Annotated in this window: 14 protein-coding genes and 2 pseudogenes; 7 read left to right on the plus strand and 9 right to left on the minus strand. The window is 60.8% G+C overall.

Annotated features, from left to right (window positions below; genetic code table 11):
- Positions 1 to 20: 20 nt before the first annotated feature.
- Positions 21 to 434, minus strand: coding sequence for a PH domain-containing protein (locus tag ACNQFG_RS12270; RefSeq protein WP_423405111.1), 414 nt, complete (start codon positions 432 to 434; stop codon positions 21 to 23).
- A gap of 111 nt (positions 435 to 545) precedes the next feature.
- Between ACNQFG_RS12270 and ACNQFG_RS12275 the strand changes: the two genes are divergently transcribed.
- The gene (locus ACNQFG_RS12275; RefSeq protein WP_423405112.1) at positions 546 to 1,535 is read left to right on the plus strand and encodes a nucleoid-associated protein; all 990 of its coding nucleotides are present in this window, start codon (positions 546 to 548) and stop codon (positions 1,533 to 1,535) included.
- Positions 1,536 to 1,794: 259 nt separating this feature from the next.
- On the opposite strand, the gene ACNQFG_RS12280 is transcribed toward ACNQFG_RS12275, so the two are convergent.
- The 4 genes from ACNQFG_RS12280 to ACNQFG_RS12295 form a co-directional block, all read right to left on the minus strand.
- Positions 1,795 to 2,190, minus strand: a complete 396-nt coding sequence (locus ACNQFG_RS12280; protein ID WP_423405113.1) for a hypothetical protein — start codon at positions 2,188 to 2,190, stop codon at positions 1,795 to 1,797.
- A gap of 18 nt (positions 2,191 to 2,208) precedes the next feature.
- Complete coding sequence (locus ACNQFG_RS12285) at positions 2,209 to 3,504, minus strand: diaminopimelate decarboxylase (protein WP_423405114.1); 1,296 nt, start codon at positions 3,502 to 3,504, stop codon at positions 2,209 to 2,211.
- Between the two features lie 49 nt (positions 3,505 to 3,553).
- Complete coding sequence (locus ACNQFG_RS12290) at positions 3,554 to 5,452, minus strand: polysaccharide biosynthesis protein (RefSeq protein WP_423405115.1); 1,899 nt, start codon at positions 5,450 to 5,452, stop codon at positions 3,554 to 3,556.
- Positions 5,453 to 5,598: 146 nt separating this feature from the next.
- Complete coding sequence (locus ACNQFG_RS12295) at positions 5,599 to 7,173, minus strand: oligosaccharide flippase family protein (protein WP_423405116.1); 1,575 nt, start codon at positions 7,171 to 7,173, stop codon at positions 5,599 to 5,601.
- 177 nt (positions 7,174 to 7,350) lie between these two features.
- On the opposite strand from ACNQFG_RS12295, the gene ACNQFG_RS12300 reads away from it, so the two are divergent.
- The 5 genes and pseudogenes from ACNQFG_RS12300 to ACNQFG_RS12320 all read left to right on the plus strand — a co-directional run bounded on the left by ACNQFG_RS12300 (position 7,351) and on the right by ACNQFG_RS12320 (position 17,897).
- Positions 7,351 to 8,184 carry an Mrp/NBP35 family ATP-binding protein gene (locus tag ACNQFG_RS12300; RefSeq protein ID WP_044953699.1) on the plus strand — a complete coding sequence of 278 codons (834 nt, stop codon included), beginning with the start codon at positions 7,351 to 7,353 and terminating at the stop codon, positions 8,182 to 8,184.
- Between the two features lie 274 nt (positions 8,185 to 8,458).
- Entirely contained in the window at positions 8,459 to 9,811 is a 1,353-nt protein-coding gene (gene gdhA, locus ACNQFG_RS12305) for an NADP-specific glutamate dehydrogenase (RefSeq protein WP_423405117.1), read from the plus strand.
- A 245-nt stretch (positions 9,812 to 10,056) separates the two neighbouring features.
- Positions 10,057 to 11,621: pseudogene (hcp, locus tag ACNQFG_RS12310) on the plus strand (hydroxylamine reductase).
- A gap of 228 nt (positions 11,622 to 11,849) precedes the next feature.
- A pseudogene (gene gltB, locus ACNQFG_RS12315) lies at positions 11,850 to 16,405 on the plus strand (glutamate synthase large subunit).
- Between the two features lie 13 nt (positions 16,406 to 16,418).
- A complete protein-coding gene (locus ACNQFG_RS12320; protein WP_423405118.1) occupies positions 16,419 to 17,897 on the plus strand; it encodes a glutamate synthase subunit beta in 1,479 nt (492 codons plus the stop codon).
- Between the two features lie 99 nt (positions 17,898 to 17,996).
- Here ACNQFG_RS12320 and ACNQFG_RS12325 read toward each other — a convergent pair whose 3' ends face one another.
- From ACNQFG_RS12325 to ACNQFG_RS12335, 3 genes are all read right to left on the minus strand, one after another.
- Entirely contained in the window at positions 17,997 to 19,691 is a 1,695-nt protein-coding gene (locus tag ACNQFG_RS12325) for a PASTA domain-containing protein (protein WP_423405119.1), read from the minus strand.
- 231 nt (positions 19,692 to 19,922) lie between these two features.
- The gene (locus tag ACNQFG_RS12330) at positions 19,923 to 20,660 is read right to left on the minus strand and encodes a YebC/PmpR family DNA-binding transcriptional regulator (RefSeq protein WP_044954219.1); all 738 of its coding nucleotides are present in this window, start codon (positions 20,658 to 20,660) and stop codon (positions 19,923 to 19,925) included.
- A gap of 182 nt (positions 20,661 to 20,842) precedes the next feature.
- Positions 20,843 to 22,390 carry an RsmB/NOP family class I SAM-dependent RNA methyltransferase gene (locus ACNQFG_RS12335; protein ID WP_423405120.1) on the minus strand — a complete coding sequence of 516 codons (1,548 nt, stop codon included), beginning with the start codon at positions 22,388 to 22,390 and terminating at the stop codon, positions 20,843 to 20,845.
- Positions 22,391 to 22,476: 86 nt separating this feature from the next.
- Between ACNQFG_RS12335 and ACNQFG_RS12340 the strand changes: the two genes are divergently transcribed.
- A complete protein-coding gene (locus ACNQFG_RS12340; protein WP_187116972.1) occupies positions 22,477 to 22,650 on the plus strand; it encodes a hypothetical protein in 174 nt (57 codons plus the stop codon).
- 107 nt (positions 22,651 to 22,757) lie between these two features.
- Here ACNQFG_RS12340 and ACNQFG_RS12345 read toward each other — a convergent pair whose 3' ends face one another.
- A complete protein-coding gene (locus ACNQFG_RS12345) occupies positions 22,758 to 23,162 on the minus strand; it encodes a Mini-ribonuclease 3 (protein WP_423405121.1) in 405 nt (134 codons plus the stop codon).
- Positions 23,163 to 23,219 lie beyond the last annotated feature (57 nt).

Below are 23,219 nucleotides of genomic sequence, written 5' to 3' on the forward strand. Positions count from 1 at the left end.
CGCTGCGTTTTTGTGTGGTGTTACAGGATGCACCGGCTGATGGCGCGGGCCACATTCAGCAGCTCGTCCTGCCCGATGAACCCGAACTTTGCCTCGTGCTCATCCGCGAAGCAGACCGTCAGCTCAGAGGTCTGGAGCGGGTCGCCGAAGCCTGCGGTCTGGACGCCGAAGTGCAGCACTTTGCGGTACGGCAGGACAAAGATCTCCTGCCGAGTACCGGTGACCCCCTGCATATCCACCAGAAAGATGCGGTGCGAGGTAAAGACCGCCTGGTCGCGCACGGTCTTGTATGCGCCCACGATGGTCTCGCCGTCCAGCAAAAGCGCCTGCACATTCTTGCAGATCTCCTTCTCCTTGATGCGAATGAGGTTCTGCATGGGCTTGTCCCGAAATTCCATAGTTCTATCCCCTTTCAGCGTGGTCGTTGGTTCCATTGTAGCACCCCCGGCGGGCTTTGACAAGCGGGTTTTCCTCTCGCAATCCGGAGTGGGTTGTGGTATACTGGAGCAGAATCCTGAAATCATCCTTTGAAACGAGGTATCCCCATGGAGATCATCATTCATCAGGCCATTCTGCACGTGCTGGACACCACCATGGATGCGCCTGTACTCAGCGGAAGCGGCATGGAAATGACCGCCGAAAAGACCGCCTATTTCCAGTACCACATCGAAAAGCTGCTTGCAAGCGACGATATCCGCCAGTGCCGCCCGCTGCCGGATTCTGCCTTTAAAAACGAGCTGGAGCACAACCACGATTTTGTGGACCTCTCCTGCCGCATCGCGGGCGTTCTGTTCGACTACATGCACGCGCACACCACCATTCCGGGGGCAGACCTTGCCGTGGTGGATTTTACCCGCGATGGTGAGCCGTGGCTGGGCATCCTGAAGTTGAACTACAAAAACGGCTACACCCACTACACCGAGAATGTGGAGGGTGCCCCGGTGAACTCCATCATCCAGCAGCGGGCCTGCCTGCCCAGCCAGAGCGGCAAGGTGGAGGAAGGTGCCCTTGTCAATCTGACCGACTACTCCATGAAGCTGCTGGAAAAAAAGTTCGACATCGACGGCCACAAGGATTTTTACCTTTCCACGGTAGTGTTCCAGTACACCACCGCCCAGCCGGAAAAGAAAAAGCTGCAGGCCATTCAGGAAGCCGCCGTGCAGGCCGTGATGGACGCCTACCAGGATGAGCCCCACGCCGAGGCACAGGTCGCCATGCTCATTGCAAACCAGGCCGCCGACAACGACAACCAGGTCTCGGTGGAGCAGGTGCGCCGCCAGCTGGCCGAGGAATACCCGCTGGCCGCTGTCCCTTTCGACGACTACGTGGAGAAGAGCGATGTCATTGAGCAGTTCGAGCAGCCCGTGACCGTGACCCCTGCGCGCATCCGCCGCATGGAGAGCCGCAGCATCCACACCGCCAACGGCATTGAGGTGAAGATTCCCACTGAGATCCTGTCCTCCGAGTCGGAAGTGGAGTTTCTCCATGACCCCGACGGCAGCGTCTCGCTGCTCATCAAGAACGTGATTTTGTAAAAGAAACCCTCTCCGTCCTGCATTCGTTCGTCCGGGGCTGCTGCACATCGTTTTAGCCGAAAGTGCAGCAGCCATTTTCAAAACCCAAGCATCTCATCAAACAATTCAAAAAAAGCATGTGCATCACAAATCCATCGAAAATTTCTGATTTTCGAGAAAATCTGTTGCACATGCTTTTGTTTTGGGGATTGATACTGCTTGATTCTTACGCTTATTCGTACAAAACCAGGGGCTTTTGCTTTGATTCAGACGGTCGGGTTCACTTTTCTTCCGTCTTCGATTTCTGCTGCTCCTGCTCTGCGCGGAGTTTCCGGATGCGCTTTTTCTCGCTTTCGACGCGGGGCCAGGGCCAGGAGAAACCCTCGTTCTCGCGGCACCATTTGACCAGCGGATAGAACGCGAAGGCCAGACCGAAGAGGTACAGCAGAGCGTACAGCAGGGCATCCAGCGTGAACAGGGCGTCCAGCGCGGCGATGACCGACATGATGCAGCCTGCCTTCAAAAAGAACAGGCCGTTCTGGCGGCAGTATTCCTCAAAGTGCTCCGCTTTGACGGCACGGCGGCCCTGATCTCCCCAGACACGGGGATTTTTCATGACCGAATAGCCGTAGAATACCATCATCAGACCGCAGGTCAGTTGAAATCCGAAAAACATAGCGCACCTCGTTCCAGTTTAGTCGTCGTAGCCCTCGAACAGCGGCTTCATCAGGGGCAGGAAATCCAGCGTTGCAAAGTAATCGCGCGGAGTCTCGGCACGGCGGATCAAACGGTGGGTGCCATCCTCGCACAGCAGCACTTCGGCGCTGCGCAGCTTGCCGTTGTAGTTGTAGCCCATGGCAGAGCCGTGTGCACCGGTGTCGTGGATATAAATGATATCGCCAATGTCGATCTTGGGCAGCATCCGGTCAATGGCAAACTTGTCGTTGTTCTCGCACAGACCGCCCACCACATCGTACATATGGTTGCAAGGCTCATTTTCCTTACCCAGCACAGTGATGTGGTGGTAAGCGCCGTACATGGCCGGGCGCATCAGGTTGGCTGCGCAGGCATCCAGACCGATGTATTCCTTATAGATGTGCTTTTCATGGATGGCAGTTGCCACCAGTGCGCCGTAGGGGCCGGTGGTAAAGCGGCCCATCTCAGTAAAGATGGCCACATCGCCCATGCCTGCGGGCACCAGAATTTCCTCAAACTTCTTGCGCACACCCTCGCCGATGGCCATGATATCGTTCTCGGTCTGCTCCGGGCGGTACGGGATGCCCACACCGCCGGACAGGTTGATATAACCGATGTGCACACCGGTGGCCTTCTGCACCCGGACAGCCAGCTGGAACAGGATACCTGCCAGCTCCGGGTAATACTCATCGGAAATGGTATTGGAAGCAAGGAAAGCGTGGATGCCGAAGTTCTTGGCACCCTTGGCGGCCAGCTTCTTGTAGCTTTCGATCATCTGCTCCTCGGTCATGCCGTACTTGGCATCGCCGGGCTTGTCCATGACCTGAAAGCCCTCTTCGCTCTCGCCCAGACTGAAGGTGCCGCCCGGGTTATAGCGGCAGAAGATGTTCTCCGGCACACCGGCGACACGCTCCAGAAATTCCACCATGGTGGCATCGTCCAGATTGATATAAGCGCCCAGCTCGTAGGCCTTCTTCATATCTTCCACGGGAGTCTGGTTGGAGGAGAACATGATATCGCTGCCGGAGAAGCCACACACCTCGCTGAGCATCAGCTCAGTCAGGGACGAGCAGTCCACGCCGCAGCCCTCCTCCTTGAGGATCTGCAGGATGACAGGGTTCGGCAGAGCCTTGACGGCAAAATACTCCTTGAAGCCTTTGTTCCAGCTGAATGCCTTGTTGATGCGGCGGGCATTTTCACGGATGCCCTTCTCATCGTAGACATGGAACGGCGTGGGCACATCCTGAATGATCTCCTGTGCCATCGCCTCGGTCAGAAACGGTTTCTTTTCCATAATATACTTCCCTCACATTTTATAGTGTCACCGACACGTCGGTGCGGTATCAGGTCTTGAGGTTGCCGCGGGTGGGGGTGAAGGTCGGGATCATCTTTGCCAGCTGCTGCACCACACCCTCGTCGTTGTGGGCCGCTGCCGCGCTCAGATCCTGCAGCTGCACGTAGAACCGGGCCAGGTCGATGTCCTTCGGCGGCGCAACGAAGATCTTGTTGTGCTGGGTGCGGCGCATCTTATCCTGCTCCTCGTCCATCATCAATTCTTCGTAGAGCTTCTCGCCCGGACGCAGACCCACGATCTTGATCTCCATATTCACGCCCGGCTCATAGCCGTAAAAGCGGATGAGCTGCTTGGCAAGATCCATGATCTTGACCGGCTCGCCCATGTCCAGCACATAGATATTGCCGCTTTCGGCCAGCGCACCAGCCTGCAGCACCAGCTGGGCCGCTTCCGGAATGGTCATAAAGTAGCGCTCAATGTTGGGATCCGTCAGGGTGACAGGCCCGCCTTTTTTGATCTGGGCCTCAAACAGCGGAATGACGCTGCCGTGGCTGCCCAGCACATTGCCAAAACGCACAGCCACACACTTCATATCCGTGTTGCCCGCAAAGGTCTGGATGAGCATTTCGCAGATGCGCTTGGTACAGCCCATCACACTGGTGGGGTTCACAGCCTTATCGGTGGAAAGCTGCACGAACCGTTCCACGTCGTGTTCGCTGGCGCTCACCAGCAGATTTTTGGTGCCCAGAACATTGTTCTTGACCGCTTCTGCAGGGCTGACCTCCATCAGCGGCACATGCTTGTGTGCTGCCGCATGGAACACCACAGTGGGATGATATGTTTCAAAAACCTCATCCAGACGCTTTTTATCGCGGATGGAGCCAATGAGCACCGTTACCGGGATATCCCGGCCGTACTTCTGCTGCAGCTCCATCAAAAGCTCATAGGCGCAGTTCTCGTAGATATCAAAAATAAGCAGCTTGCCGGGCTTGAAGCGCATCACCTGACGGCACAGTTCGCTGCCGATGGAGCCGCCGCCGCCCGTGACCAGAACGGTCTTGCCGGTGAGGTAGCCGGAGATCTGATCGGTATCCAGCGTCACTTCCTCGCGGGAAAGGAAGTCCGCCGGGTTCAACTCGCGGAAGGCTCCCTGCTGCGGTGTACCGCTGCCCACCAGCTGCGGGTCACTGAGCACCTGCACCGCACAATGGGTGCTGACGCACAGATCGATGACATGGTTCAGCTTGCTGCCCTTCAGGGTAGGAATGGCGATGATGATGCTGTGGATGTTGTATCTCTCGCAGACCTGCGGGATCTGCTCCAGTGTGCCCCGCACCGGGACGCCGTGGATGGTCTGGCCGAACTTGGCCGGGTCATCGTCCACAGCGGCGACCGGGTGGCCGTAGCTCTCGTTGGATTTGCACACGTTGATGGCCCATGCACCGGCTTCGCCTGCACCTACGATCATCACCGGGCGATTGGGGTCCTTGGACGGAACGCCGCGCACCCGCTCGCCGATGGGGTGGTTCAGGAACAGCCGCCATGCCAGACGGCTGCCGCCCACCAGCAGGAAGATGAGCACCGCCGCCATACAGTTGGCGGAGTTGAACAGCACGCCGTGGATGAGGCCATGGTTCACGAAGTAGACCACTGCCGTGGGCACTGCGATCATGCCCGCCAGACGGATGAGGTCGCGCTCGCCCGCGTACTTCCACAAGATGGAGTACAGCCCGCCCACCAGAAAGCTGATCAGATAGAGCGCCGTGATCCAGGGCAGGTTCTCATACAGCAGGGCCCGGTTGTGGGGCCACCAGGCAGCTTCCACTGCTCCGTCTGCCCGCAGCAGAAGCGCAAAATAAAAGCTGAACAGGATCAGCGCCGCGTCCAGCACCACCAGAAACGTCCGGCGCAGCCCGACCTGCGGCGTGATTTTTTTGATATTCTTCACAGAAAATCCTCTTTATCTTCGGCGCTCGTTCTGCGCCGGTTCATTTTCCAGGCCAGCGGGAAAAGAGCCTGCTGCGCCATGGTATCCATTGTATTATACTCGTTTCGTGCCCCGGTGTCCAGAAGATTTCATCGTCCGGGTCAATTTCACGCTTTTTTCGCCTTCTGCCGGGCCCGGTCCGGGTGGAGCGCGGCCCGCACCTCGGCACCCAGACCCAGCGGCCAGGCGGCGGCCAGCCCCGCCAGCCCCATGCCGCAGCAGCCGATGCACAGCGCCGCCAGCTGCTCCGGCATCTCCCCGGCCCGCCAGCCGGACAGCATTTCCCGGAAAAACACTCCCGCCCCGGCCGACACGCCCGCCGCCAGCAGCGGTGCCCCCAGCCAGCGCATCAGCGCCGGACGCATCCCGCTGACCCGCAGCAGGCGGGCCGTGTTGGCCAGGCAGGTATATACGCTGGACAGCAGGATGACGAACAGGAAGCCTTTCATCCCGAACCGGGGCAGCAGCACCATCACCCCCGCGATGCGCAGCACGGCATCCCACAGGCTGTACCGGAACACGGCCTTCTGCTCTCCTACCCCTTTCATGGCACCGTCCACCATGCTTTCCAGATACATCAGCGGCATCGCCGGGCCGAGCACGATCAGATAGAAGCCTGCCTCGGACCCATCCGGCCCGTAGAATAACCGGGCAGCCGCCGCTCCCCACACCCAGAACAGCACCCCTGCCAGCGCGGAAAAATAGCCGGTGAGCCGCAGCATCCGGTCCAGCAGCGCCGAAAGCCGCCCCGTCTCGCCCCGGATATGAGCCTGCGTGATCTCCGGCATCAGCAGCACCGAAAGGCTCCCCAGCAGCCCGAACGGAAAGGTCAGCAGGGGCAGGGCCATCCCCTTCAGATTTCCATACTGGGCCACGGCGGCGCTGCGGCCCCCGGCATCCAGCAGATAGACCGCAAGGCAGGCGGGCACCAGCATGTTCTCCGCCGTGTGGAGCGCACTGGCAAGGCAGCGCCCGCCCTCCACCGGCCACAGGATCTCCCACAGGCGCTTTGCCGGGTCCATGGGGCGTCGGGCCGGGCCCGCACCGAATGCGGACACCGCCTCCCGCCGGTAAAACAGAAGCATCAGGCAGGCCGAGACCGTCTCGCTGAGGGCCGTTGCCGCCAGAACGGCCGTGCACTTGCCGCCAACGTCCAGCGCACCGCCCCGCTCCAGCGCGAACCAGATGGCCGAGATGCGGACCGTCTGCTCCACGAGCTGGCTCACCACGTTGGGGCCGACCTGCCGCCGGGCAATGAAAAAGCCGCGCAGCACCGCTGAGACCGCCATCCAGGGCAGGCCGAATGCCGCCGCCCGCAGCGCACCGGCGGCGCGGACATCGCCAAGCCACCACGCTGCGGCCAACTCCGCCAGACCGAACTGCCCCGCCCACGCAGCGCTGCCCAGCAGCAGCGCCGCCCCCAGCAGACGGAGCAGCATCCCGCGGGCCTCGGCCCGGCTGCGGCTCAGCTCCTCGGCCATGAGACGGGTAGCCGCCACCGAAACGCCCGCTGTTGCCAGCGTGACGAACAGCGAATACACCGCCAGCACCAGCTGGTAAAGGCCCATCCCCTCGCCGCCCAGCTCGTTTGCCAGCCAGATGCGCAGGCCCATGCCGGCCAGCCGCAGCACCACATCCGCCCCCGTGAGCAGGGCCGCGTTCTTCAGGTAGCTCGGACGCATCGCCGCACCTCCCCTTCTTCCTTTTATTATATGGGCACCGCTTTGCAAAATATGAGCCGCCGTGTGGGTTGTTTCTCTTCTGGTTTTATGGTATGATAGGAGCCGGTCAAGAGATTTTTTCAAAACATCAACGAAGGAGGAAAGGCCGCATCCCACCCGGACCGGCCTTATGAGAGTATGAGCGAAGAATGCACCCATGACTGCTCCAGCTGCGGAGCAGCATGTTCTTCCCGCGATGCAGCGCCCAAGCATGACGCCCCCAACCCCAACAGCAGCGTCAAAAAGGTCATTGGCGTTGTGTCCGGCAAAGGCGGCGTTGGCAAGAGCATGACCAGCGCTCTGCTGGCCTGCGCCATGGCACGCCGCGGCTACCACTGCGGCATTCTGGATGCCGACATCACCGGCCCTTCCATCCCGAAGCTGTTCGGCATCCATGGCCGTGCCATGGCCGACGACAAGGGCTGCTGGCCCATCCAGAGCCGCATGGGCATCGATGTCATGAGCATCAACCTGCTGGTGGAAAATGAGGAAGACCCCGTTGTGTGGCGCGGCCCGGTCATTGCCGGTGCTGTCAAGCAGTTCTGGACCGATGTGGTCTGGAAGGACGTGGACTTCCTGTTCGTGGACATGCCCCCGGGAACCGGTGATGTGCCCCTGACCGTGTTCCAGAGCCTGCCGGTGGACGGCATTGTTGTGGTGGCAAGCCCGCAGGAGCTGGTGAGCATGATCGTGGCCAAGGCCGTGAACATGGCTGAGATGATGAAGGTGCCCATGCTGGGCATTGTGGAGAACATGAGCTACATCGTCTGTCCCGACTGCGGCAAGCACATCAATGTGTTCGGCGAGAGCCATGTGGATGAGGTGGCTGCAAAGCACGGCCTGCCCGTGCTGGCAAAGTGCCCCATCGATCCCCAGCTGGCTGCGCTTTCCGATGCCGGTATGATCGAGACCTACGGCGGCGAATATCTGGAAGGTGCCGCAGATGCCTGCGAAAAGCTGCTGAAGAAGTAAACACGTTGGTTTCTCTGCCTTTTGCGCCGGGCCTTTTCCCCGCAAAAGGCATTCTTTTTGGGTGTCGGTCTGCCGCAAAATAGAAGCTGCTGCGCCGTTTTTGCAGCGGCCGGATGTTTTTGTGAAGCGGTCTCAACTTTTCATCTGTTTTTTTGAAGCATTTTCTGCTCCGCTTCTCTTGTAAATCGCCACAGAAAGCTTTATAATGATAAAGTGTTCTGCAAGTTGTTTGGCAGAACCGGTGAAAGTATACTGGGAAAAGGAGTATTCTACTATGCTGACGAATGAATACCTGAAGCGCGTTTACGAAGGTCTGGAAAAGCGCAATGCCAACGAGCCTGAGTTCCTGCAGGCTGTGCGCGAGGTTCTGGAGAGCATCCAGCCCGTTGTTGAGAAGCACCCCGAGTACGAGAAGGCCGCTCTGATCGAGCGTCTGGTCGAGCCGGAGCGCATCATCACCTTCCGTGTGCCCTGGGTGGACGATCAGGGCAAGGTTCAGGTGAACCGCGGCTACCGTGTGCAGTTCAACAGCGCCATCGGCCCCTACAAGGGCGGTCTGCGCTTCCATCCCTCTGTCAATCAGGGCATCCTGAAGTTCCTCGGCTTTGAGCAGACCTTCAAAAACAGCCTGACCACCCTGCCCATGGGCGGCGGCAAGGGCGGCTCTGACTTCGACCCCCACGGCAAGAGCGACATGGAAGTGATGCGCTTCTGCCAGAGCTTCATGACCGAGCTGTACCGCCACATCGGCCAGTTCGTGGACTGCCCCGCCGGTGATATCGGTGTCGGCGGCCGTGAGGTCGGCTATCTGTTCGGCCAGTACAAGCGCCTGACCAACAGCTTCCAGGGCGGCATGCTCACCGGCAAGGGCCTGACCTTCGGCGGCTCTCTGGCCCGCACCGAGGCTACCGGCTACGGCCTGTGCTACTTCACCGCTGAGGCTTTGAAGTGCATGCGCAACGACAGCTTCCAGGGCAAGACCGTGGTCATCTCCGGTTCCGGCAATGTTGCGATCTACGCCTGCGAGAAGGCTACCCAGCTGGGTGCCAAGGTCGTGACCATGTCCGACTCCAACGGCTACGTCTACGACCCCAACGGCATCGATCTGGCCTACGTCAAGGATCTGAAGGAAGTGCGCCGCGGCCGTATCAAGGAGTACGCCGAGACCCACGAGGGTGTAACCTATGTTGCAGATTGCACCAAGGTCTGGACGGTCCCCTGCGACATCGCCCTGCCCTGCGCAACCCAGAACGAGATCAACAAGGAGTCCGCTGAGGCTCTGGTGAAGGGCGGCTGCACCGTCGTGTGCGAGGGTGCCAACATGCCCAGCACCCCGGAGGCCATCGAGGTCTACCTGTCCAACGGCATCCTGTACGGACCTGCAAAGGCTTCCAACGCAGGCGGCGTGGCCACCTCCGGTCTGGAGATGAGCCAGAACTCTGAGCGTCTGAGCTGGACCTTTGAAGAGGTCGATGCCAAGCTGAAGGGCATCATGGAGGGCATCTTCCATGCTTCCTACGATGCATCTGTGGCTGCCGGTTCCGAGGGCAACCTGATGGTCGGTGCAAACTGCGCCGGCTTCCTGAAGGTCGCTACTGCCATGATGGCACAGGGCATCACCTACTAATTGTTCCAAAGCATTTTCAAGAGCTGCGTTCGCAAGAGCGCGGCTCTTTTTGTATCTATTCGCTGGCCGCATCTCCGGGAGCTTTTCCCGGCGAGTCAACGGGCATTCCATGCCCGCCCCGCAAGCGGGGCCCCACCTCGGATACTCGCCGAGAAAACTCCCCTCGTGCGGCCTGTATAAAGCCCCGCCAACCCGTCCATACTGACCACATCAAGCGAAGAGAGGGTTCTGAAATGGACGAGCAGATGTTTTGTTTTCAGTGTGAGCAGGCGGCGCACTGCACTGCCTGTACCGGTAAGGCCGGTGTCTGCGGCAAAAGCGCGGACACGGCAGCGGCGCAGGACCGCCTAACCGGCGCACTCATCTCCTACGCCAGCCAGCTCATCGGCGAGGGGCGGGCCCCCGCCCCGGAACAGGCACTTCTGCTGATGCAGGGGCTGTTCACCACCATTACCAACGTGAACTTTGACCCGCAGACCGTGGACCAGCTGACCGAGAGCGTCCACACGGCCTGCCCCGGCATCGGGTTCGACTACGACATGGCAAACCTCTGGCACGAGCCGGACGAGGACATCCGCAGTCTGAAATCGTTCGTCCTGTTCAGCCTGCGGGGCATGGCCGCCTACAACTACCACGCCCGGGTGCTGGGCCGCATCGACCCGGAGCTGGACCGGTTCTTCTGCGAAGCATTGCAGGCCGTTGGCAGCGAATGCTCCATCGACACCCTCTGGGCACTGGTGCAGAAGACCGGCAAGGCCAGCTACCGCTGCATGGAGCTGCTGGACGCGGCCAACACCGGCGCGTTTGGCGATCCGGAACCGGTGCAGGTGCCCCTGACCATTGAAAAGGGGCCGTTTATCGTGATTTCCGGCCACGACCTCTACGACATGAAGTGCCTGCTGGAGCAGACAGCGGGCAAAGGCATCCACGTCTACACCCACTCGGAGATGCTGCCCGCCCACGGCTACCCGGAGCTGAAGCGCCGCTACCCCCACCTCAAGGGCAACTTTGGCACCGCATGGCAGAACCAGCAGCGGGAGTTCGAGGACATCCCCGCGCCCATCCTGTTCACCACCAACTGCATCATGCCCCTGCGCGCCAGCTACGCCGACCGGGTGTTCACCACCTCGGTGGTGTCCTATCCCGGCGTCCCACACATCGGACCAGAGCGGGATTTCTCCCCGTCATTGCCAAAGCACTGGAACTGGGGGGCTACCCGGAAGACACCGCCATGCCCGGCATCAACGGCGGGCGCAGCGTCGTGACCGGCTTTGCGCGGAGCGCTGTGCTCTCCCACGCCAATGAGATCGTTGCGGCCGTGAAAAGCGGGCAGATCCGCCATTTCTTTCTGGTGGGCGGCTGCGACGGCACCCGGCCCAGCCGCCGCTACTACACCGAGTTTGCCCGCCTTACCCCGCCCGACACCATCCTGCTGACCCTGGCCTGCGGCAAGTTCCGCCTGAACGACCTGCCCCTTGGCACCGTGCCGGGCACCGGCCTGCCCCGCATCCTGGACGTGGGCCAGTGCAACGACGCCTACAGCGCCATCCGCATCGCATTGGCGCTGGCCGACGCCTTTGGCTGCGGCGTCAACGACCTGCCCCTCTCGCTGGTACTGTGCTGGTTTGAGCAGAAGGCCGTGTGCATCCTCATCGCGCTGCTGGCGCTGGGCATCCGGAACATCCGGCTGGGGCCTACCCTGCCCCCGTTCCTCTCGCCGGGCGTGGTGCGCGTTTTGCAGGAAAAGTACAATCTGATGGCCGTCACGACACCGGAGCAGGACCTGAAAGCGATTTTGGGCGAAGGATGAATCCGTTTCATCTCATCATCAAACCGCACAAGATGCGCTGCGATTGTGCTTTCACGTTTGGTGCAGCTGTCACTTGAAGATTTTTCAGCGTTCAGTATAATAATAGTTACCGGAACAAAGGCGTTCCAAAGGGGCAGAGTCTGCCCCTTTGGGGCGTCTTTTTTGTTTTTCCGTGTCAGACGCTGCGGAATGTGCCGCAGTGGTGAGGATTTTGATTTTACGACAAGGATGGGAAAGGCAATGGAACATTATACGGAAAACTCCACGCCCCTCGGCCTGTATGACCCCCAGTTTGAGCACGATGCCTGCGGCATTGGCGCTGTGGTGGATATCAAGGGCCGCAAAAGCCACCAGACCGTGGACGATGCACTGGCCATTGTGGAACGGCTGGAGCACCGTGCCGGCAAGGATGCCGAGGGCAAGACCGGCGACGGTGTGGGCATTTTGCTGCAGATCAGCCACAAGTTCTTCTCCAAGGTGGCCGAAGAACTGAACATCAGCCTTGGCAACGAGCGCGAGTACGGTGTGGGCATGTTCTTCTTCCCCCAGAGCGAGCACATGCGTGCGCAGGCCATGAAGCTGTTCGAGGTGGTCACCCGCAAGGAAGGCCTCGAATTTCTGGCATGGCGCAAGGTTCCCGTGAACCCGGATGCCGTGGGCCAGAAAGCCCGCGACTGTATGCCTGCTATCTGGCAGTGCTTCATCAAAAAGCCCGCCAAGGTGAGCAAGGGCATTGATTTTGACCGCAAGCTGTACATTGTGCGTCGCGTGTTCGAGCAGGCCAGCAACGGCACTTATGTGCCCAGCCTGTCCAGCCGCACCATCGTGTACAAGGGCATGTTCCTTGTGCACGACCTGCGCCTGTTCTATACCGATCTGCAGGACGAGGATTATGAATCCGCTATCGGCATGGTGCACAGCCGCTTCTCCACCAACACCAACCCCAGCTGGATGCGCGCACACCCCAACCGCTTCATCCTGCACAACGGCGAGATCAACACCATCAAGGGCAACACGGATGCCATGCTGGCCCGTGAAGAGAGCATCTCCAGCTCCATCATGCAGGACGACATGAACAAGATCCTGCCCATCATCAACACTTCCGGCTCCGACTCCGCCATGCTGGATAACGCGCTGGAATTCATGGTGATGAACGGCATGGATCTGCCTCTGGCCGTGATGATCACCATTCCCGAGCCGTGGGAGAACAACAAGAACATCAGCCAGAAAAAGCGCGATTTCTACCAGTATTATGCCACCATGCTGGAGCCTTGGGATGGCCCCGCTGCCATCCTCTTCTCGGACGGCGACGTGATGGGCGCTGTGCTGGACCGCAACGGTCTGCGCCCCAGCCGCTATTACATCACCAAGGACGGCCGCATGATCCTGTCCTCCGAGGTGGGTGTGCTGGAATGCGAGCCGGATAATATTTTGGTCAAGGATCGTCTGCGCCCCGGCAAAATGCTGCTGGTGGACACCGTGAAGGGCGAAGTGGTGGACGACGAAAAGCTCAAGGAGTTTTACGCCAGCCGTGAGCCTTACGGCGAGTGGATCGACCGCAACCTTGTGGAGCTGGCCAGGCTGAAAATTCCCAACGTAAAGGTGGAAAGCTACACCGGCGATCAGCTCACCCGCCTGCAGAAGGTGTTCGGCTACAAGTATGAGGATGTGAACACCATGATCCTCTCCATGGCACGGGCAGGCGCAGAGCCTTCCGGCGCTATGGGCACCGACACCCCGCTTGCTGTGCTGAGCAACCAGCATCCGCCGTTGTTCAATTACTTCAAGCAGCGCTTTGCGCAGGTCACCAACCCGCCCATTGATGCCATCCGCGAAAAGGTGGTCACTTCCACCAGCGTGTATATTGGCGCACACGGCAACCTGCTGGAGGACAAGCCCGAGAATTGCAAGGTGCTCAAGGTGCACAACCCCATCCTGACCAGCACCGACCTGCTCAAGATCAAATACATGAACGTGCCCGGCTTCAAGGTAGCCACGGTGTCCATCAACTACTATAAGAATACCAGTCTGGAAAAGGCCATCGACCGTGTATTTCTGGAGGTCGACCGCGCCTACAAGGATGGTGCAAACATCATCATCCTTTCTGACCGCGATGTGGATGAATACCACGTGACCATTCCCAGCCTGCTGGCAGTTTCCGCGGTTTCGCAGTACCTGATCCGCACCAAGAAGAGCACCGCACTGGCCCTGATCCTGGAAAGTGCAGAGCCGCGCGAGGTGCACCACTTTGCCGCTCTGCTGGGCTACGGTGCCTGCGCCATCAATCCCTATCTGGCACATGAGACCATCGGCCAGCTCATCGACGAAGGCCTGCTGGACAAAGATTACTATGCAGCCGTGGAGGACTACGACAACGCCATCCTCAGCGGCATTGTGAAGATTGCCTCCAAGATGGGCATTTCCACCATCCAGAGCTACCAGAGCAGCCAGATCTTTGAGGCCGTGGGCATCTCCAAGGATGTCATCGACAAATACTTCACCGGCACGGTGAGCCGTGTGGGCGGCATTACCCTTTTACCCTTTCGGACATTCAGGCCGATGTGGAAGCCCAGCACAACGCAGCCTTCGACCCGCTGGGTCTGGACATCAACATGGAGCTGGCCGACAGCGGCGCACACAAGTTCCGCAGCGGCAAGGAAGAACACCTGTTCAACCCCCAGACCATCCACCTGTTCCAGAAAGCCTGCTGGACGAACGACTACTCGGCTTTCAAGCAGTTCACCAGCACCGTGGACAATATGGGTGCTGACGGCGTGCATCTGCGCAGCCTGCTGGACTTCAACTATGCTCCTGACGGCGGCATCCCGCTGGAAGAAGTGGAGCCGGTAAGCTCCATCGTCAAGCGGTTCAAGGGCGCAGCCATGAGCTACGGTGCCCTGAGCAGTGAAGCCCATGAGACCATTGCCATCGCCCTGAACCGTCTGGGCGGCCGCAGCAACACCGGCGAGGGCGGCGAACCCGAAGAGCGCTACCACAGCGAGAGCAATTCCAAGATCAAGCAGGTGGCTTCCGCACGCTTTGGTGTAACGAGCAAATACCTCGTTTCTGCGGAAGAGATCCAGATCAAGCTGGCACAGGGCGCAAAGCCCGGTGAGGGCGGCAATCTGCCCGGTGCCAAAGTATATCCGTGGATTGCAAAGACCCGCCACAGCACCACCGGTGTGGGCCTGATCTCTCCCCCGCCGCACCACGATATCTACTCCATCGAGGACCTTGCAGAGCTGATCTACGACCTGAAGAACGCCAACCGCAGCGCCAACATCAATGTCAAGCTGGTCAGTGAGGCCGGCGTTGGCACCATTGCGGCCGGTGTTGCCAAGGGCGGCGCACAGGTCATTCTGGTGTCCGGCTACGACGGCGGCACCGGTGCAGCACCGCGTACTTCCATCAAGCACGCTGGCCTGCCGTGGGAGCTGGGCATCGCCGAGACCCATCAGACCCTGATCCTGAACGGCCTGCGCACCCGCGTGCGCATCGAGAGCGACTCCAAGCTGCTCTCCGGCCGCGATGTTGCCATCAGCTGTATGCTGGGCGCAGAGGAGTTCGGCTTCGGCACTACCCTGCTGATGGCCGAGGGCTGCGTGATGATGCGTGTGTGCAATCTGGATACCTGCCCCATGGGCATCTGCACCCAGAACCCGGAGCTGCGCAAGAACTTCAAGGGCAAGCCGGAATACATCATCAACTACCTCACCTTTGTGGCCGAGGAGCTGCGCGAGTACATGGCAAAGCTGGGCGTACGCACCATCGATGAACTGGTGGGCCGCACCGACCTGCTCAAGGTCAAGCCTGCCGCACCCGGCAGCCGCGCTTCCAAGATGGATCTCGACTGCATCCTGCACAACCCTGCCATCGAGAACAGCAATGTTCACTTCGTGAAGGAGGACACCTACGACTTCCATCTGGAAAACACCCTCGATATGAAGGTGCTGATGAAGAAGTTCAAGCTCAGCAGCAAGAATGCCCAGAGCGTGACGCTGGATGTCTCCAACACCGACCGCGCCTTTGGTGCCATCTTTGGCAGCGAGATCACCCGCAAATACGGCAACAGCCTGCCGGATGATGTTTACACCGCCCACTGTGTGGGTGCAGGCGGCCAGAGCTTTGGTGCCTTCATCCCGGGCGGCCTGACGCTGGACCTTGTGGGCGACTGCAACGACTACATGGGCAAAGGCCTGTCCGGCGGCAAGATCGTCGTGCGTCCGCCCAAGGGCATCACGTTCAAGCCCGAGGAGAACATTATCACCGGCAACGTGGCCCTGTACGGTGCTACCAGCGGCAAGGCGTTCATTTCCGGCGTGGCCGGTGAGCGCTTCGCCGTGCGCAACAGCGGTGCCACCGCCGTTGTGGAGGGCGTTGGCGACCACGGCTGCGAGTACATGACCGGCGGCACGGTGGTGGTTCTGGGCCAGACCGGCAAGAACTTTGCAGCCGGTATGACCGGCGGCATCGCCTACGTGCTGGACGAGAACTGGGACTTCTACCAGCGCGTGAACAAGGAGACCGTCAGCCTGGAGCCTGTGGAGCACAAGTACGATGTTGCCACCCTGAAAGAGCTGATCCGCGAACATGTGGAGGCCACCGGCTCTCCCCGCGGCAAAGAGATTCTTGACAACTTCAGCGAATTCCTGCCCAAGTTCAAGAAAGTTCTGCCCTACGATTATGACCGTATGCTGCGTGTGATCGCATCCGTTGAGGAGCGCGGTCTGGACGGCGAGCAGGCACAGATCGAAGCATTCTACACGGTGCAGAAGAAGAAGTAAGGAGGGCAGCGTTATGGGTAAGACAACTGGATTTATCGACTATACGCGCAAGACCAGCACGGATGTTCCGCCGCTGGAACGCATTGAAAACTTTAACGAATTTCACGTCTGGCTCTCACGCGAGGAGCAGCAGACGCAGGCAGCACGCTGCATGGACTGCGGTGTTCCCTTCTGTCAGGCCGGCATGATGATCGGCGGCATGGCCTCCGGCTGCCCGCTGAATAACCTCATCCCGGAGTGGAACGACCTTGTTTATCATGGCAAGTGGGAGCTGGCCATGCATCGGCTGATGGCCACCAACCGCTTTCCGGAGTTCACCAGCCGGGTGTGCCCTGCCCTGTGTGAAGCGGCCTGCACCTGCGGCGATGTGACCGGCAGCAGCGTGACCGTGCGCGAGAACGAGCACGCCATTATCGAAACGGCTTACGCCAAGGGCTGGCTGCACGCCGCACCGCCGCCCTCCCGCACCGGCAAGAGCGTAGCCGTGGTGGGCAGCGGCCCCTCCGGCCTTTCGGTGGCCGAATACCTGAACAAGCGCGGCCACGCCGTGACTGTGTTCGAGCGTGCCGACCGCGTGGGCGGCCTGCTGATGTACGGCATCCCCAACATGAAGCTGGACAAATCCGTCATCGAGCGCCGCATCAAGATCATGCAGGCTGAGGGCGTGGAGTTCCGCACCAACATGGATGTGGGCGGGGCTGTTGCCGCCGAAGAGCTGCTGAACGGCTACGATGCTGTGGTGCTGTGCTGCGGTGCCAAGAAGGCCCGCGACCTGAATGTGCCCGGCCGCGATGCAAACGGCGTGCACTTTGCCGTGGACTACCTGACCAGCGTGACCAGAAGTCTGCTGGACAGCCAGTTCGCGGACGGCAAGGCCATCGATGCCAAGGGCAAGAATGTTCTGGTGATCGGCGGCGGTGATACCGGCAACGACTGTCAGGGCACGGCCCTGCGGCAGGGCTGCACCGATCTGGTGGCACTGGAAATGATGCCGCAGCCGCCCAAGGAGCGTGCAGCCTCCAACCCGTGGCCGGAGTGGCCCCGTGTGCTGAAGGTGGACTACGGCCAGACCGAGTGCCTTGCAAAGTTTGGCAAGGACCCGCGCGTGTACCAGACCACCGTGAAGGAATTTTTGAAGGATGATGCAGGCAATCTGACCGGTGCTATCATCTCCTACCTGAAGCCGGAGCGAAATCCCGAGACCGGCCGTACCAGCATGGTGCCCACCGGTGAAGAATTTACCTACAACTGCCAGCTGGCGTTCATCGCCGCCGGTTTCGTGGGCTGCGAAAACTACGTAGCCGATGCCTTCGGCGTCAGCCTGACGGGCCGCGGCTGTGTGGACACCGACCACTTCCGCACCAATGTGGAAAAGGTCTTTGCCTGCGGCGATATGCGCCGCGGCCAGAGCCTTGTGGTGTGGGGCCTGCGCGAAGGCCGCGACTGCGCCGCCGAGGTAGACCGCTACCTGATGGGCTACACCAATCTCTAACTAAGCCATTCTCTTTCCTATCCTAAACAAGCAGAAGCGGGAGCCTCCCACGAGGCTCCCGCTTCTGCTGTTTTGTTTCAATCCGTATCATATTAGGTGTTAGGTGTCGTCTGCCGGTGTTTCCCCCGAAGAGGCGCTGCTCTCGCTGTCGGAATCCGACGCGGCGGGCGGTTCAGCGGTGATCTCCACACTGGGGTCTGCCGCAATATACACGGTGATGACGCTGCCTACCTCGACCGAGGTGCCTGCGTCCACACTGCACGAGACGACGCAACCCGCCGCATAGGAGCCATCGTTCACCACCATAAAGCAGCTGGGCGTCAGTCCCCGGCTCTCCAGCTCGCTGACGGCCCCTTCCTGCGTGAACCCGATCACATCGGGCATCTGCACCAGCTGCGGCCCCTTGCTGACCACCAGGCTCACGGTGCCGCCCTTCTCAATGACATCGCCTGCCTCCGGCTCCTGCCGGATGATCTTCCCCTTTTCCACCGTGTCACTGTATTCCATCGTCACGTAGAAGAGATAGTCGCCCACATAGTTGTGATTGTTCCGCACCTGCGCGTCGTAATCCATCCCGACAAAGTTCGGTGCCAGCGTGACGGGTTCTTCCAGCACGGTGCTTTCCGGTGCCGACACCGACGAGGACGCCGCAGGCGGTGTGGCCGTGTGCAGCCCCTGCGAGACCATCCCCCACAGCATCAGCAGGATGAGAATGGCCAGCAGAACGAGGATAGCCGCCAGCAGGTTCCGCAGGCTGAGCATGTGCTGCTTCTGCTCCTCGTCTGGCAGGGTCGGCTGCCGGGGCGCAGGGCGCGGCAGGCTGCGGGTCAGCTCCTCGGTATACTCCTGCGAGGTCAGTGCCTTGAACAGCTGCGGCACGGTCTGGATGCGCTCCACCGGCTTCAGCTTCAGGCCCAGCCAGAGCACCTCAGAGAGGTACTCCGGCACCGACGGCTCCAGTGTGCGGGCGCGCGGGTTCGAATCCGACACCAGCCGCTGCGCTGCCGGGACCGGGCTTTGCCCGCACACCATGCGGTAGAACACGGCCGCAAGGCTGTATTCATCGGTATAGCGGCCCTCGAACTCTGCGGTGGAATACTGCTCCGGGGCGGAATAGCCTTCATACAGCTGTTCGTGCAGGCCGCTGCCCGCCGTGCGCAGGCCCACCGTGGCATAGCCCGTTAACCGGGCACGGCCATTTTCCATCACGCGGATGTTCTCCGGGCAGATACCGCGGTGCACCAGGCCCACCTGGTGCATCGCCGCCACACCGTCAAACACTGGCTGCAGCATCGCGCAGACCTGCTCCGGCGACAACCGGCCGGGATGCGTCTCCAGCCAGCGGCCCAGCGGCACCCCGCCGGGATTTTCCATCACGGCATAGACCGTGTTGTTCTCCTCGAACACATCCAGCACGGCTTCCAGACCATTGGCCGGAGTGATGCGCTGGATGGAGCGGTACAGGTCCGCAAAATCCATGCGGGTGGTTTTGAACAGCACCTCACTGCCCAGTTTGGGCCGCAGGGTTGCATCCGTGCTGCGCTCTGCCGCCAGCGTCAGGGGCAGATATTCCTTGATGGTCACCCGGAAACGGCCCAGATTCTCTGCGCCGCGGTAGAGGATGCCCTCGCCGTCCACCTGTTCGATCTCGCCGACGGTATACCGCCCGGCCAGCACGGTGCCCACCGGCAGAGTGCCCACCGGGTTGCGGCCCTCAAAGCGCCCGCCGCACTGCGGGCAGGCCGCCGTGCGCTCGCTCAGCTCGGACAGGCAGTAAGGGCAGATGATGGTCATGGAAAGGCCTCCTTCGGATGTGCTTTTCTGTTATTATAACACATCTTGGCCCACAGCAAAAGGGCCGTGCGGGCCGAGGACCGTTTTTTCTCTTTTCCGCTGCCCGTCTGTCACAGCAAGCCAGCGTTTTTGCGCGCTCCCGCCATACAGCAAAAGCCGCCTTTCGTGCCAATTAGCACAAAAAGCGGCTTTTTATCGTCTTATTTCAGGAGCAAAGAGCCTTGCGGAAGGTTATTCCGGCAGATCCTCTTCGTTCTCCAGGCTGTGCCAGACGTTCTGGACATCATCATTGTCTTCCAGCGCATCCAGCAGCTTGCCCATCAGCTTCAGCTGGTCGGGGTCGGTCAGGCGGGTGGTGGTCATGGGCACCATGGCCAGATCGTCGGAGAGGATCTCGTAGCCCTTCTCCTCCATGGCCTTGACCACAGCAGAATAGTTCTCGGGATCGGTGGTGATCTCGGCTGCATCCTCGCTGGCATCGAAGTCCTCGGCACCAGCATCCAAAGCATCCATCATAGCCTCGTCGGCATCCTTATCTTCCAGAGAGATGTCAATGACACCCTTCTGGCTGAACAGGAAGCCCACGCAGCCCATAGCACCCAGATTGCCGCCGTTCTTGTCGAAGTAGTGGCGCAGGTCGGCAGCGGTACGGTTGCGGTTGTCGGTCAGGGTCTCCACCATGACAGCAACGCCGCCGGGGCCGTAGCCTTCGTAGGTGATTGCTTCATACTCGGTCTTATCGCCGCCCTCAGCCTTCTTGATGATGCGCTGGATGTTATCGTTGGGCACGCTCATGCGCTTTGCCTTGGCGATCAGGTCAGCCAGCTTGCTGTTGGAAGCAGGGTTCGGGCCGCCGGTACGCACGGCAACGCTGATCTCGCGGCCGATCTTGGTAAAGACCTTTGCCTTTGCGCCATCGGTCTTTTCCTTCTTGCGCTTAATATTGTTCCATTTGCTATGTCCAGACATGGGAAAGAGCCTCCTGTATATTCTCAAATCTCCGCCTGCGGGCAGACGGGCTGTGGTCGCCCGCATTGTGGCAGCACACAAAATCTAACTCTATTATTGTAGCACAATCCCCTACCGCGTTCAAGCCTTATCCGGGGAATTTGCGCCAAAATCCGGCAAAAAAGCAGGGTCCGACGCCTGTTTTACAGCAGCCGCAGCGCCTTGGGATAATGGTTTTTCACCCGCCCGCCGGATACCTTGCCGCCGCCCAGCGGCCAGCCGTCCACCGTCACGCAGCACCAGCCGTCGGCGGCGGTGGCAGCGGCGATCTCCCGGCCCGACAGGTACTCGACCACGCGCGGGTCGGCAAGCGCCAGTTCCTCGCGGTTGGTGCACTGGGCACCGAACGCCGTGAACAGATGGTGCTCCGGCACAAAGCGGCCTTTCTGCACGCTGCCCACAAATACGCCCGCCCGCAGCACATGCAGGTTCGTCTGCGGGAACGGCACCGGCAGCAGCACACCGCCGCCATGGACCACGGCGGGACGGTCTGCGAGGGCCGGAAAATACTGCTGGGCGAACGCATTCCAGGCCGCGAGGCTCTGGGCGGGCGTCACGCTCTCCCCTGCCCCGGCGCTTTCGCGGCGGCGGCTGCCCTGCACCGCATCCCGGAGGGCGCGGGCGTTCTCCCGGCGGGATGCACGGGCATCGCCGCGCTCCGGGCGGGCAGGCTTGCCCTTACCGGGCTTCTGCTTCCGGTTTTGCTCGGCGGCAGCCGCCAGCCAGAGCTGCTCTTCGGGGGGATAACAGCCCGGTGCGGGCAAAGCACGGGGAGTGCCAGCTTTGACGAGCCGGGCCATAAAGTGGCCCTCGCCGCCCTGACAGGGCCAGATACGGCGCACCTTGCTCACATCCAGCGGCAGGCCGCCGGTGCGGTTGGCTTCGCCCTCACTGCCAAAGGTGTAGTCCACGTTGCCGAACACATCCGCCAGCGCAAATTCCGGGTGCCGGGCCAGGAATGCCGCCACCTGTCCCTCGTCCTCTTCGGGTGCAAAGGTGCAGGTGGAGTAGATCATCTCCCCGCCCGGCGCGAGGACGGCGGCGGCGTTGTCCAGGATCTGCGCACCCAGCGCGGCGCACTGCTTCACCAGCGCTTCACAGTGCTGTTGACGGGCCACCGGCTCCTTGCGGAACATTCCCTCGCCGGAACAGGGCGCGTCCACGAGGACACGGTCGAAGAACTCCGGCAGGGCGGCAGCGATGCGGGCGGTGTCCTCGTTGAGGACGACGGCATTCGCCACGCCCATCCGTTCGAGATTGCTCTTCAGCACCTCTGCGCGGGCGGGCACATACTCATTGCTGACGAGCAGGCCCCAGCCGCCCAGTGCGGCAGCCAGCTGGCTGCTTTTGCCGCCGGGCGCGGCGCACATGTCCAGCACACGCATCCCGGGCTGCACGCCCAGCAGCGGTGCCGCCGAGGACGCAGACGGCTCCTGCGAGTAGAACACGCCCGCATGGTGGTATGGGTGGCGTCCGGGTTTGAAGGCAGCCTCTTCGACCACGAAGCCCGCCTTGCAGAACGGCGATGGCCGGAGCGGGAAGTCGGCCTTCCCGGCAAACGCCTCCGGCGTTGTACGCAGCGCCGAGACCGTCACCCCGCGGGCTGCGTTCTCGGTGGGTGCCGCATACAGCGCCTCGTACCGCCCGCCCAGCAGCGCCCGCTCCCGGCGCTCAAAATATTCCGTAGACATGAACGTTCCTCCCATGTATAAAGCCGCATCGGGCGGCAAGACTAAGGGTGTGAGGGGCAGACCCCCTCGCGAAAGGAGACATGACGATGAACGACCGCACCGAAAACCGTTCCAGCAACCGCACCAACAACTGCAAGAGCCAGAACCGCACTTCCAACCGCACCGAGAACCGCACGGACGACCGCACCGAGAACCGTGCCACCAACGAGCACAAGCACCCCAACCAGTACACCAAGGGTGCCGACGACGAGGGCAAGTAACCAGAACCTCTCCGTCACGCTTCGCGTGCCAGTGCCCATTTCACAGAGAAAAGCCCGCTGCCCTCCGGCACTGTTTTCCAGTGCGGAAAGCAGCGGGCTTTCGCGTTTTACTTCTGGTTCGGGTCAAAATCGGCCCACAGCTTCTCGAACAGCTCCTCGACGCGCGGCATCTGGCCGGTGAGGTAGAGCCAGCCCAGCAGGCACTCGAAGCCGGTGGAAGCACGGTATTCCTCCGGGGAAGCGTGTTTTGCCACGCTGGCCTTGCTGGCGTTGCGGCCCCGCTTGAACACGGCCAGTTCGTCCTCAGTGAACAACGGCTCCAGCAGCTGTTCCTCCCGGAACTGTGCCCGGGCCGAGACGTATTTGACCTTTTCGGTGTTCAGTTTGCCTGCCGACAGCCGGTGATGCCGTGCCAGACGGGTGCGCACCAGCAGTTCCAGCACGCTGTCGCCCACAAAGGCCAGTGCCAGCGGGTTGAGCTCGCGGGGGTCGATGGTTTCCATTTCATTCATTGGAGTCAAACCTCTCAGTCAGCGCTATCAGGCGCTGACTGCTCCCCTGATAGGGGA

The sequence above is a fragment of the Faecalibacterium prausnitzii genome (assembly GCF_049532945.1).
Taxonomy (GTDB): Bacteria; Bacillota; Clostridia; order Oscillospirales; family Ruminococcaceae; genus Faecalibacterium; species Faecalibacterium prausnitzii_N.